Raw genomic sequence first — 12604 nt, 5'->3', positions numbered from 1 at the left:
GCTTTGCCCCGAGCATGGAAGCACGGATTTGCGGACCTTCCAACATCAGGACATCCTGAGCACAGGATGCACACTTCGAAAAGGAGCAAAAAAGGGCGAGTGAAATTGGTGCCGAAGCGGGGACTTGAACCCCGACCCCCCGTAGAGGACTACACCCTGAATGTAGCGCGTCTGCCAATTCCGCCACTTCGGCGTGGGAACCTATTCTGTCATCCTCAAAAATGTTTGTCAATCCGGCTTGCAGAGCAAGTTCCTGGTCTCCCGCGGAGGCACCCAGCCGCGAGCAAAACCGAGCTTTGTTCAATAGCGATTTAAAACGGCCTGCCGGTTTGTTATGATGCCCGGGGGTTGTTGCTTCTTCAAGTCAAGGCAGCATTCCTGAACAATTCCGCACGGCTCGTCAAAAATAATCCGAAAGGCCTTTCCGAACTCATGCTTATTGAATCCGTGGCTCCGACCCGTGTCGACCTCGCGGGAGGCACCGTCGACATCTGGCCTCTTTATCTGTTCCATGAAAACGCCTGCACCGTCAATTTTGCCATCGACCAATTCGCCCGCTGCAAGATCCGTACCCGGCGGGACCGGAAGATCGTTCTGAAATCCATCGATGGGAAGAGATCGGCGCGCTTCAACTCCCTTGAGGAGTTGAAAGGCGATCGCGTGTTGCCTTTGCTTTCACGGCTGATCCTCGAGTTTGCCCCGAAGAGGGGTCTGGAGATGACCACCCGCTGCATGGCTCCTGCCGGTTCGGGACTGGGCGGCTCGTCGGCGCTGAACATAGCCATCTGCGGGGCCCTGAAGGCGCTTACCGGGTCTAAACTGAGCAAACCGGCCATTCAATCGCTCGCCAAGAACGTGGAGGCCCAGGTGATCGATATCCCGACAGGTGAACAGGATTATTTTCCGCCTCTTTACGGCGGCGCTTTGTGCATGCACCTGACGGCACGCGGGATTCGCGTCGAAAGGATTCCGATCAGCCTTACGCAACTCGAGAGCCATCTCATTTTGTGTTTCACGGGAGAGCCGCGGTATTCAGCCATCAACAACTGGGAGATGTTCAAGCGGCATGTGAACGGAGATCGATCCACTTTTGCCAAGTTTGAAACCATTGTTCAGAGCGCAGTGCGAATGCGGGAGGCGCTCCTTGCGGGCGATTTCGAGGCCATCAGTGGCGCCCTGGCGGACGAATGGCGCCATCGCAAGCACCTGGCTCCCCGCATCACCACTCCGGTCATGGAAACACTGACGCGCATCGCGCGACAGGAAGGAGCGACCGCCGCCAAGGTGTGCGGTGCCGGCGGTGGTGGTTGCATGGTGTTTGCAGTTCCACCCGAGCGCAAGCGTCCGGTCCAGCACGCGCTCCACGCGGCAGGTGGCAGGGTCATTAATTTCCGGATTGTAAAACAGGGATTGAAGGTAAAAGTGTCGTAGGATAGAAATTCAATGCACCGTAGTACTGGTAGCCGGGATGCTCCGCTCTTGGGAGCATCCCGGAAAACTCGAAGCTGCTTCCCTCTCCCGGACTCATGCAAAAGCCCGGGATTCGCCAAAGAACAGCGAATCCCGGCTACCAGTGCATCACAAATCGTGATCGGGTGGTTAAACCGGGTCTATATTGTTCAAGATTGCATGTGTCTTTAGGATAAACGCCCTCCCCCTTCTCTCATTCCGCCTTTTCGTAGGCTTCCTTCAAAACGCGCATCGGATGGATGACATTGAGCTGCGTGCCCTGCTTCACCTGAATGTTGCAGGTGCCGCAGGAGGTCGTCACCGTCTTGACGCCCGTCTTTTTGATTTCATCAAACAATAAATTTCCGATCTCCATCGAGAGATCAAAGTTCTCTTTCTTGAAACCGTAGGTCCCGGCGATCCCGCAGCAACTGTCCTTGATTTCCTTCACCCTCACACCCGGGACCAGACGCATCAGTTCAATCGGCTCCAACTCCACGCCCTGGGTTTTCAAATGGCAGGCATTGTGATAGACCATTTCGTAGTCCAGCTTGCCGAAGCAGGTATTGAGCTCTCCGTCCTGATAGAGCTTCCACAAAAACTGGTGGATGTCGTAGGTGTTGGCAGCGATCTTTTGCGCGGCATCATTTTTCATGAGCTGTGGCCAGTCTTCCTTGATGGCGAGTCCGCAGCTCGGGGCTGAGGCCACGATAACGAATCCCGCTTCAACCAGCGGAATCAATATGCGGATGTTGAATTCCACGTCCGCACGGGCCGCTTCGGCAGCGCCCATTGTGAACAACGCGATGGAACAACACCGTTGATCGGGGATGTAGACATCGCAATCGTTCTTCTCGAGTACGGTCACCGTCGCTGCCGCCTCCCCCTCGGGATCATTAAAGCGCGCAAAGCAGCCCGGGAAATAGACCACCTTGTGACGGCGGAGGGCGCCCCCGAGCGAGGTGATGTAACCTTGTCCCGCCTGGAAAGGATGTCTGAACTCCGGCATGTCGCGGCGGTGGTCGATGCCAACGGTCGCGTCAAGGATGGCGCGGTTCAGCGAGTTATGGTTCATGAAGTTCGTGAGGCCGGGGAGGAGGGAGCCCAATCTGGATGTCAATTCGGCCTTGCCCAGCATCCAGTTCTTCAATGGCATCCCATGCTTTTCCACATAGAAACTTCGAGCGGCGATGGCCAGCCTGGGGACATCGACTGCGGTTGGGCACTCAGTCAGACACAGTTTGCAATTGAAGCACAGGTCCGCCACGGTCTTCAACTCATCGGTGGCGAGACGTTCCGGATCGATTTCCCCGCGGATCACCGCCATCAACAGGTTTGCCTTGGCGCGGGCACTGGATTCTTCCCAGTGGGTCGCCTTGGCGACGGGACAATAATTCTGGCAGGCCCCGCAGCCATGACATTTCTCGATTTCGAGTCTCCACTCGGGTTCATCAAAGTGGGTCCCGGTCAGCTCGTAATCGTTCGTAAAACGGAGATTGTGAGTTGGGATTTGGGTGTCTTCGGTGATGATCTTGCCGGGATTCAGGATGCTCAAGGGATCGAAAATACGTTTCGTCTGAACCAGCAGATCATAAAAATCATCCTGGTATTCCCGACGGATGTAGGGCGCGCGCAGGATGCCGTCGCCATGTTCAGCCGAGATGGTTCCGCCCAGTTTGATGGCCAAATCAAAGGCTTCGTCGGACATGCCCTTGAGCTGATCCACAAATTGCGCGCTGTGGGGGTCCATCAAGGGATTGACGTGGATGTTGCCGTTCCCGGCGTGTCCATACAGCACCCCCTCGACGTCGTACCGCTTGAAAATCTCGCGCAAACCAAAGATGTAATTCCACAACTTGATGGGCTCGACCGCTGCATCGTCGATGAAATTCATCGGCTTCCGCCTGGGATTGGCCTTGAAGAGGATCGGCAACGCCGCCTTACGGACCGCCCACAATTCCTGTTGCTCGGCAGGTTCACAGGCGGGGAGAACTTCGGAGGCTAACTTTGTTTGATTTTTGAGCAAGTGGGTCAGGTCCAGCACCCTGGCGTGCAATTCTTCGTGGGTCGCGGCTTCGAATTCAATGAGGAGCATGGCCTCCGTGTCTGGGAGAAGAAGATGCCGCAGGGTCGGCTTAGCCGCGCGCACGATATCGACGAAAGTTCGATCCATCACCTCACAGGCGGAGGGACTCGAACGATTGACCTCTACCACGGCGGCGCTGGCCTTGCGCCAATCATCGAAGTAAGCCAGGGCACATCCCCTGACCGCAGGAAGATCCTCCAGATGCAGGACGGCCTCGGTGACCAATCCCAGCGTGCCCTCCGAACCCACAAGCACCTTGGTGAGGTCAATCGAGCCATTGGAGATCACTTCGCGTAAATTATAGCCGCAGGAGTTTTTCGACAGATTCGGGGTGCGGTCCGCAATCAGCCGGCGATTCGGCTCGATGAGGCCGATGATCTGTTTGTGGATTCGAGCTTCTTCGGTGTCGCGTGACAGGAGGTCCTTGAATTCCGCCGATTCCCGCGCATACCTTTTCAGGGTGGCCAACTCCCCGTTGTGAAGGACGGTGGAGATTTCCAGAACATGATCTTTCGTCGTCCCATACTTCAGGGTGTGGGGGCCGGCGGCGTTGGTTCCCAGCATGCCTCCCACCACACAAAAATCGCCGCTGGAGGGGTCCGGAGCAAAAAACTTCCCGTGCGGTGCAAGGGCCTTGTTCAATTCGCCGAAAATAATTCCCGGCTGAGCGGTCACGCGATTTTCTTCCGGCTCGATTCTTACAATCGAATGCATGTACCGCGGAAAGTCGAGGATGATCCCTGCTCCAACCGCTTGCCCCGCCAGCGAGCTCCCCCCTCCCCGGCCCGTAATGGGAACTCTTTCCTCATGGCAATATTGCACCACGCGAACCACGTCCTCGGCATCCCGCGGCGACACCACACCCAGCGGCATGATCCGGTAAATGCACGCCGCCGTGGCGAACAGCGTCCGCGTCACGTCATCGAAGCGCACGTCGCCTTTGACAAGTTGTTTCAGGTCTTTTTGAATCTGCTCCGAGGATTTCATGAGGACAGCCACACAATCGAGAGCGGCCTCTAGAGAAGGTCCGCCGGGAACTCTCTACGACCAGTCCAGGATGACCATTCTATCACTTTGCTGCCTGGCCCGAGAGGAGCCGCGCCAACGCGGCAGGGGAGTCCATCGGCGGGGAACAGGTGAAGTCAGAACACACAAAGGCTCGGGGGAAGTGGTCGAGTGGCATATTTCGGGCGAGCGTGAGGAGTGCGGGAGGAAGCGTGTCGGCGTTCACTTGTTGGCTGGTGAGTTGAAGGACGATCTTCCCGATCCGGAAGAATTTGCTCGTTTCCTTCACGAGCGCGTCCGTTCCGGTGTCATCCCTTTCCCCAAAAACAAGCACCTGCATGGGTTGCTGGTAATGCAATGCAAGAGCGATAGCGTAAGTTGCAGCGTAAAGACCGTACTTCGAAGCGGGCTCGCTGAAGTTCTTCAGAATCGTTTCCGCCTTATCACGGTAGTCCGCGTTTTCGGTCAAGTGAAACAGTCGCTGGAGCGCGATGGCCGCAACCGGATTCGCGGCCGGCGTCGGAGAATCCTGGAAGGGCTTGCGTTTGGAGGCCAGAGCCCCAACCGCGGAACTGTCCCGCGGCGTGTCAAAGAATCCCCCGTGTTCAGGATCCCAGAATGTCCCGAGGGCATGCTGAATCAAGTGTTCCGCCAAATCGAAGTAATGCTTCTTGAGGGTCACCTCGAAGGCATCCAACAGCGCGCCGGCCATGTGAACCTGATCCTCAATCAGACCAGGGACACGGGCCTCTCCGTCCACGATGGAGTGATACATGCCCACGTCGGCCTGATAGGCCAGGGCCACCAGGCGGTCCAATGATTTCAGGGCAAAGGCTCGGCAATGCGGAAGACCCAGCACCTTCCACGCCTCAAGGTAAGCAGAGATCATCATGGCGTTCCAGTTGGTGTACAGGGTGGTATCCACAAAGGGGGACCTTCGTTTCTTCCGTTCCTCAAGAAGCCGCCTTTTCCCGGAGGCGATCAACTCCAAAACGCGGTCCATTGAAAGGTTCAGGCGAGACGCGATGTCGCGAGAATCCATCACAATTTCCAGCACGTTCTTCCGGGCGTTGTGGTGCATGTCGCCCTTCTCCTCAACGCCATAATAGAACTGAATGACCCGGGCTTCCTCTTCGGAGAGAGCCCCCTTCAATTCTTCCAGGGTCCAGGTGAAAAAATCGCCGTCATCATGCAGATCGATGTCGGCATCCTGGCTGGCGTAGTATCCACCCCTTTCCTGGTCCGACAGGGTAGTATCCACCCAGTGGAGAATGCCTTCCGCGACCTCGCGATAAAGCGGGTTTTGCGTCGCCTGGTAACCGTGGAGGTAGTTCTTAAGCAGTTCCGAGTTGTCATAAGACATCTTCTCAAAATGAGGAACCGTCCAATGCTCGTCGGTGGAATAGCGATGGAAGCCGCCGCCCACCTGATCGTAGACCCCGCCCTGCGCCATTTTGGTCAGGGTGGTATCGGCGATGGTCAGGGCCCAGGTTTCACCCGTCAGATGGTGATGGTTCAGCAGCAACTCCACAGCACCGCAATGAGGAAACTTTGGCGAGGTGCCGAACCCGCCATGGCGCACATCAAACGAATGGACGATGGAGTTCAGAATGATGTCCAGGTGGTGCGGCGATAATTGTGACTCCTTGGGAACAAAATTATCGACCGAGGCGATGGCCTCAATCACCTTGTTGGACTGCTCAATAATCTCGGCCGGACTCCGGCGAAAGTACTCAGAAAGGGTCTGGAGGATATTCTTGAACCCCGGGCGGCCGTACCGGTCATCCGGCGGAAAGTAAGTCCCTCCAAAAAACGGTTTGCCATCTGGCGTCAAAAAGGCGGTCAGGGGCCATCCCCCCTGCCCGCTGATGGCCTGGACAGCGGCTTGCATGCGGCTGTCGATGTCGGGCCGCTCATCCCGGTCCACCTTTACGGCGATGAAATTCTCATTGATCAAGGCGGCAATCTCTTCATTCTCATAACTCTCGCCATCCATCACATGACACCAGTGACACCACACGGCGCCGATGTCGAGCAAAATGGGCTTATTGGCGCTCTGGGCGCGCTCGAAGGCGGCGTCATTCCACTCCTGCCAATGGATGGGTTGATGGGCCGCCGTTCGAAGATAGGCACTGCGGGCGTTTGAAAGCTGGTTGCCGGACTGGGCTTGCGTCATGAATTGAATCCTTTCAGTAACTCGCAGATCGAATGGGCAGCGGCGCGATCGCGCCCGAGTTCTCCAGACGGAGCCAAACACCCTTCTTCCCACCGCTTTTCTTTTAAGGGTCTCTCAATCCACGCCCCGGTGGGGCCAAGGGACGATTTACTGAACGGGGTTCCTGTCTTTGGATTTTAGATCCGGAAGGACCGGACTCTAGTCCGGTCGATGGGCAGCCCGGGAAAGAAGAAAGAAAATCCTTACCCCTTCAACCGGGCTCAAGCCCGGCCCTTCATCGGAATGAAAAGGCTTCTCGAGCGACCTGTCAAAGGTCTCCCCCGCCGCCTTCATCCCCCGATCAACGACATGTCCCGCTCCGGCTGAACAAAGTCGGGGTCGTTGATATGGTGTCGTTCTTCCTTTTGATCGACCACCCGCTCGATGAACCCTTTGATCGCGTCGTCGCTGGCCCCACCGCGCAGGAGCGCCCGCACGTCGTGTTCGAGGATGGAAAACAGGCAGGTGCGAATTTTGCCGTCGGCGGTCATGCGAATGCGGCTGCAATGTCCGCAAAACGGGCGTGAAACCGGGGCGATAATGCCGATCTCTCCCACCCCATCCTCAAACTGGAAACGCCGGGCGGTCTCACTGATGGAGTGAGCCGGCAGAGGAACCAGCTTCTCGTAGGAAGAGATCCTCTCCACCATCTCATCGAGGGTCACGACACGATTCTTGGACCACTGATGATCGGCATCGAGCGGCATGAACTCGATGAACCGGAACACCACGTTCTTTTCCCGGGCGAAACGAGCGAACGCGACCAATTCATCGTCATTGACGTCCCGCATGATCACCGCGTTGACCTTGACCGGCTGGAAGCCCAGGGCCACGGCGGCGTCAATCCCTTCCAGCACTCTGGCGAAGTAATCTTTTCCCGTAATGGCCGTGAATTTTTCGGCATTCAAAGTGTCGAGACTGACGGTCACGCGCCGCAGGCCGGCACGCTGGAGGATCTCGCCCTTTTCTGCGAGGACATACCCATTGGTGGTCATGCACAAATCCTGGACGCCCTCAATCCGCGCGATTCTCGCGATGAGATGCTCGATGTTCTGCCGCACCAGCGGCTCGCCACCGGTGATGCGGATCTTCTCAATCCCCAGGGACACGAGGATTCGTGCCACGCGTTCGAGCTCTTCAAAGGTCAGAAGCTCGCTCCGCTGCACCCACCGGCCTTCCAGCTGCGGCTTGCAATAAACACACTTGAAGTTGCACCGGTCCGTCACGGACAACCGCAAATCAGTGATCTGTCGCCCAAAGCTGTCACGCAGCATAATGGCCGCTCAAAATAAAATCGCCGACCCCCGTGTCAAAAAAACGGAAGTCGGCGCTCCGATCTTCTCGTTTCTCCTTTCCAAACACGGGAGGCATTCCAATTTCTCGGAAGACCCTGATCCATTTACGGAATCGGCGTTGAACTCATGTCCTTCCGGATTTAGGGTTCAACACTCGGAGAAATTCTGATCCCTCATCGATGCATTCCAAACCGTCATCCTACCGGACGGGTGCCTCCCTTGTCAAACCCGGTCTGGCGTCTCCGCACAGAGGTCTCGAACCGGGGGGGATCCGCCCTAGCCAAAAAAATCGCGGATGATTGCAATCATCCGCGATTGGCAATGGCCTCAGGGGTTCCACACCGGTGGTCGGCAGGACCCTTCGCGTTACAGGGAACGCAAAAAATTCAGAATATCCTGTCTTTGCGAGGCAGACAGCGAGTTGAAGAGCTGGATGACCCGGTTCGCCTCGGAGGGAGCGAACTGGGAGTTGCCGGAACTCGCATGCTCCTCAATCGCATCCATCAAATCGTTGGTCCGTCCGTCATGCAGGAAGAAGATCCGTTGTCCGAGCCCCCACAGCGGAGCGGTGCGGAATTCATCCCCCCCCGCGTTTCCCTGGGAGACCCGGTCCGCCAGTCCCGGGCCCATGTTATGCACCAGCAGATCTGAAAAGAGATTCGCCTGCTTGAAACTGAGCGCCGGGCTTGAGGATTTGCCTGTCTTCAGGGTGGGGGTATGGCAGAGCGCGCAACCAACCTGGCTGAAAAGGCTGCGTCCGTTCGCAATGGATGTTGTGGCTGGGGCTGGAGCGGGTTGATCTGCAAATCGCATGAAGTTGACGAACCGCTCGATATCGCTCAGCATGGCCTGCGGCGTTGTCGCATCCGCATGCGTATGATCCTCGGGAGTCCCGTTGAAGAAGCAAGACGGGTTCTCCTCTCGCTCGTTCGGAAATCCCTCATTGGTGACGCCCTGTTCAACGTTGTAGGCCTCCGAGGCAAAAATCTTGAGGGATTTGTTTTGTGCCTTCCATCCAAAACGAGTCACGGTGCCGTCATTACCATTGCGGTTGGGATGGCCGGCAATGCCGAAGTTTCGCTTGGCATTCGAGTTGGCGTTTTGATTGGCGAGGATCGTGGAATCCGGGATGGCCTCAATCAGACCGGCGCCAAAGACCGGGGTAGGGATTCGGAAAATCAAGTTGTGTTGCGAGGCCGCGCCGTTGAAATCGGGCTGTCGGAGACTGCAGCCCGGCGCATCCGAGCGGCCGGTGATGGTGTAGAGATCGTGGACTCCCCCATCGGGTGAGCCATCCGGATTGAGGGGGAATCGCGCTTCTCGCACAGGCCCGTTGATCCTGATAAAAAAGGGTACAACATTGTCGGCACCCAGAGTTGTGGCCACAGCAACCTGGGGATTGCTGAAGGGACTGGTTCCCCCGGCAGCCGGCTGGGCATGGCACCCGGCACAACTGTCCAGATTAAATCGCGGCCCGAGACCATTTGAAACTGAATCCTGCTCCAGGAACGCGATCTGACCATCGTTGAAATTCGCTAGTTCACCGGGAGTCAAGCCAGGCAGGGGTCCACCCGCACCTGAAGGACCGCTGCGCACGCCGTGATCCTGTGCGAAAAATACAAATTGCGCCTGGATCACCAGCGCCTCACCCAAGAGCAAAGCAATGAGGACAAACCAGGCGATTCTCATCGGGGAAAAGGGCTTCGTGAGGGAACGGTGTTGAGCATTTGCTGAGATCATCATTGACTCCTCCTTACCTTGGGATAAACAACAAAACCTTTGTCAGCGGGGTGCCACGACTGGAGACAGAAGATTCTCCGCGCTCGTTCACAAGAAAGACCAAGGCTCTCCTTTTGGCAAAGAGATCCTTCTCGGCCGTGGTGTGGGGATGCGCCGACGGTCCATGGACCGCCCCCGCCGTCTGTAAATCACGGGAGCATCAACGGTCCCGGCGTCTAAGGTTCAATGCCGCCCGGCATCGAACACCCCGACTGCTCATATTTCAAAAAACTGAAATGGGGAGAAGGCTTTGGAGAATCGTCGCGCAGCTACCCTGCCGCTCCGCCGATTAGAAAATCCTGATCCGAAATTGAACGTGCAACCCTTCGGACCGAACGGACACCTGAAGGTCAAGTTGGGGAGGTGGCTTTGAGGATCGTCGTGCAGCTACCCTGCCGCTCCGCCGATTAGAAAATCCTGATGCGACAGTGAAAGAACAGCCCTTCGAACCAAACGGATTCCTGAAGATTTAAGTTGGGGAGGTGGCTTTGAAAAATCGCCGTGCAGCTACCCTGCCGCTCCGCCGATTTACAAACACCGCTCTGAGAGTGAGAGCGATATCCGTGTTGTGAAGAAGCCGAAATACTAGTATCACACCCTCCTGCTGTCAATAAAATATTTGAAGGATTTAGAACATCGATCCCTTCTGAGTGGCGGAACTGAGGGTCTAAGGAACAAGATTGTTCCAAAGATGCTTCTCCCTCTTGGATTTACCCTCGGTTGCAGGGAGGCTCTTGTCCATATCAGCCAACTCTTAGCCGCCTTATTCACATCCAAGTGAAATGACCGTCAAATGTCCACTTTAAGATTCAGGAGGTCACAATGCGACGAATTTCTGCATTATTTTTCGCGATTTTGTTTTGTAGCGCTATGTCCCTCTTTGCTCAAACGCCAAGTGGCCAAAATGACAAACCCGCACCAGCTGTCCCTAAAGAACAAGCCAAGAACTCAACAAAACCGGCTTCTGCGGGAGGGGATTTCCAAGATGCGGGAAAACAGATCACCACGGAGTATGGCCAAGGAGGAAAAGCGGTCGGCCATGGAGGAAAAGAGCTGGGTCAGGACACCGCCCACGGAGAACCGGTGAAGGGGGCTGCCGGCTTTGGCAAGGGAGTGGGATCCTTTGGAAAGCACGTGGGGATCGGAACAGGTAAGGCTGCCAAGGACGTGGCCAAAGGGACGGCGCGAGGAGCTCGCGGTATAGCTGGAGCTATTGGAAAGGTATTCTAAGTTTGAGCTGAAATCATTGCGGAGGGCGGACAGCCAATAGAAAATAGCTGTAACGCCCGACCTCGGAGTCGCGCTCCAACGTCCATCCATGGGATTCCAGAAATCCTTTAACGGTAATAGAAGGGATTCTGTGGTCAAGTGGAGGTCCGGGCGGACGGTCCACATCCGGCCGCCAATCCAGAATGGCCAGGTGGGCTCCGGCGAGGAGGAGGCGATTTGCTTCCCGGAGCGCGCCCTCGGGATCGTCGAGTTCATGCCACAGGTTTGCCATAAACACCAAATCCAACTCCCCCGGAGGGAGGGGCGTATTCGTCGCCTCCCCTTCAAATAATTCGACATTCTGAATCGTGGCCGCCGATTCAATCTTCCGTTTGAGTTTGGCGAGCATTTCGGGCTCGACATCCACGGCCCACACTCTTCCGGATGGACCGATTTCCCGGGCGATAGGAAGGGCGAAGTAACCGGTCCCGGCGCCAATATCGGCCACTTTCATGCCGGGTCGCAGGGGAAGCAACGCGAGGACATCGGAGGGGGGAAGCCAGATGAGCCGTTCCGGATCTTCCAGGCGATGCGCTTCGGTCGGTTTAAATCTACGGCTGCTCATGATCGTCCTCGAGATCCTCCGATGAAAGAACTACACCTTCAACAACTGCAGCAAAGCCACGTGAGGGATGGTCCTTCATTTCCAGTCGACCAGGACGCGCTGGCGGGATCCTCGGGTGTCGATCGAGACGTAACCCCGGGTCGCGCCAAACTGGTAGAGGTCGTAGGTAAGTTTCACATCGTCCCGGCAATAGCGGGTCAGCTTTTCAATTTCGCCCGCGCGAAACCACTCGATGGCCTGCAACCCATGCCCGCTTTTGCGGGCGCCCAGCGTCGCATTGACCACGCTATCGAGTTTCACGCGAAACCCCAGTTTCTTTTCAAGCTCGCGCATCAAATCGAGCGTGGGCAGCTTCCCGAGCTCCCGGTTGGAATACGGCTGAAGAACCGCATAATCAAAACCCAGCAGGTTATAACCTACCACCAGGTCCGCCGTGAAGAGGTGATCGACGAGTTGTGAGGCCTCGGCTTCGTTGTAAACAAAATACTGGTTCAAGGATTCATCGTAGAGGACCGCCACCGAAACACGGAGCTTGTCGAGGTTGGCGCGTCCTCCGACGTCATCAAATGAGTTCTGGGTCTCCACGTCAAAGCAGACCAGGTGTCGCGATGCTTCTTCGGGAGGTGGCTCTGAGGGCCGACCGTTCCGGGCCTTGGAATCGTCGAGATCTCCTGACGGGACGTCTCGAACGCCTTGTTGCATCAAAACCGCCTCGATGTGTTTACAGGTCCCCAGTCCCGCGCTCATAAAATCGTGGCATTCGCACGATTTCAAATTCATGTCGCGATCGATCACGATTTGGTAGGCGCGTCCGCTGGCCCCCTTGACCAGAAACTTCTCGACGACCGCGCTAAGCACCGGGGACACTGAAAATGACTCCTCCCGGGCGCGCTGGCGCCTTTTCTCGATTTCTTCTTCGCGATTCTTCAACTTCTCAGCTC

Annotated in this window: 8 protein-coding genes, 1 tRNA gene and 1 riboswitch; of the genes, 2 read left to right on the top strand and 7 right to left on the bottom strand. The window is 56.5% G+C overall.

From position 1 onward, the window contains the following. Positions 1-106 precede the first annotated feature (106 nt). Positions 107-193: transfer RNA gene (locus tag LAO21_06570), tRNA-Leu, on the bottom strand. A 239-nt stretch (positions 194-432) separates the two neighbouring features. Here LAO21_06570 and LAO21_06565 point away from each other — a divergent pair. Continuing rightward, positions 433-1431, top strand: coding sequence for a GHMP kinase (locus LAO21_06565; protein ID MBZ5552366.1), 999 nt, complete (start codon positions 433-435; stop codon positions 1429-1431). Positions 1432-1663: 232 nt separating this feature from the next. Here the strand turns inward: LAO21_06565 and LAO21_06560 are convergent, their stop codons facing one another. The 4 genes from LAO21_06560 to LAO21_06545 all read right to left on the bottom strand — a co-directional run bounded on the left by LAO21_06560 (position 1664) and on the right by LAO21_06545 (position 9793). Beyond that, complete coding sequence (locus tag LAO21_06560; protein MBZ5552365.1) at positions 1664-4522, bottom strand: anaerobic glycerol-3-phosphate dehydrogenase subunit C; 2859 nt, start codon at positions 4520-4522, stop codon at positions 1664-1666. 82 nt (positions 4523-4604) lie between these two features. Then, positions 4605-6716, bottom strand: a complete 2112-nt coding sequence (locus tag LAO21_06555) for a thioredoxin domain-containing protein (protein MBZ5552364.1) — start codon at positions 6714-6716, stop codon at positions 4605-4607. A 329-nt stretch (positions 6717-7045) separates the two neighbouring features. Further along, positions 7046-8029 (bottom strand): GTP 3',8-cyclase MoaA, encoded by a 984-nt coding sequence (gene moaA, locus LAO21_06550; GenBank protein ID MBZ5552363.1) that lies wholly within the window; start codon positions 8027-8029, stop codon positions 7046-7048. A gap of 57 nt (positions 8030-8086) precedes the next feature. Next, positions 8087-8222: riboswitch (molybdenum cofactor riboswitch) on the bottom strand. A 194-nt stretch (positions 8223-8416) separates the two neighbouring features. Next, on the bottom strand, positions 8417-9793 hold the full coding sequence (locus LAO21_06545) for a thiol oxidoreductase (protein ID MBZ5552362.1): 1377 nt from the start codon (positions 9791-9793) through the stop codon (positions 8417-8419). 858 nt (positions 9794-10651) lie between these two features. On the opposite strand from LAO21_06545, the gene LAO21_06540 reads away from it, so the two are divergent. Beyond that, the gene (locus tag LAO21_06540; GenBank protein MBZ5552361.1) at positions 10652-11059 is read left to right on the top strand and encodes a hypothetical protein; all 408 of its coding nucleotides are present in this window, start codon (positions 10652-10654) and stop codon (positions 11057-11059) included. 13 nt (positions 11060-11072) lie between these two features. Here LAO21_06540 and LAO21_06535 read toward each other — a convergent pair whose 3' ends face one another. Then, complete coding sequence (locus tag LAO21_06535) at positions 11073-11663, bottom strand: methyltransferase domain-containing protein (GenBank protein MBZ5552360.1); 591 nt, start codon at positions 11661-11663, stop codon at positions 11073-11075. A gap of 75 nt (positions 11664-11738) precedes the next feature. Continuing rightward, a complete protein-coding gene (locus tag LAO21_06530; GenBank protein MBZ5552359.1) occupies positions 11739-12593 on the bottom strand; it encodes a ribonuclease H-like domain-containing protein in 855 nt (284 codons plus the stop codon). Positions 12594-12604: the final 11 nt, after the last annotated feature.

Source organism: Terriglobia bacterium (assembly GCA_020073085.1).
GTDB lineage: Bacteria > Acidobacteriota > Terriglobia > JAIQFV01 > JAIQFV01 > JAIQFV01.
This window is presented reverse-complemented; position numbering and strand designations above follow the sequence as displayed.

What these genes read in the sequence shown, in the direction of transcription:
- LAO21_06555 (MBZ5552364.1), bottom strand. Translation starts at nt 6,716, where the DNA reads ATGACGCAAGCCCAGTCCGGCAACCAGCTTTCAAACGCCCGCAGTGCC.
- LAO21_06560 (MBZ5552365.1), bottom strand. Translation starts at nt 4,522, where the DNA reads ATGAAATCCTCGGAGCAGATTCAAAAAGACCTGAAACAACTTGTCAAA.
- LAO21_06540 (MBZ5552361.1), top strand. Translation starts at nt 10,652, where the DNA reads ATGCGACGAATTTCTGCATTATTTTTCGCGATTTTGTTTTGTAGCGCT.
- moaA (MBZ5552363.1), bottom strand. Translation starts at nt 8,029, where the DNA reads ATGCTGCGTGACAGCTTTGGGCGACAGATCACTGATTTGCGGTTGTCC.
- LAO21_06545 (MBZ5552362.1), bottom strand. Translation starts at nt 9,793, where the DNA reads ATGATGATCTCAGCAAATGCTCAACACCGTTCCCTCACGAAGCCCTTT.
- LAO21_06535 (MBZ5552360.1), bottom strand. Translation starts at nt 11,663, where the DNA reads ATGAGCAGCCGTAGATTTAAACCGACCGAAGCGCATCGCCTGGAAGAT.
- LAO21_06565 (MBZ5552366.1), top strand. Translation starts at nt 433, where the DNA reads ATGCTTATTGAATCCGTGGCTCCGACCCGTGTCGACCTCGCGGGAGGC.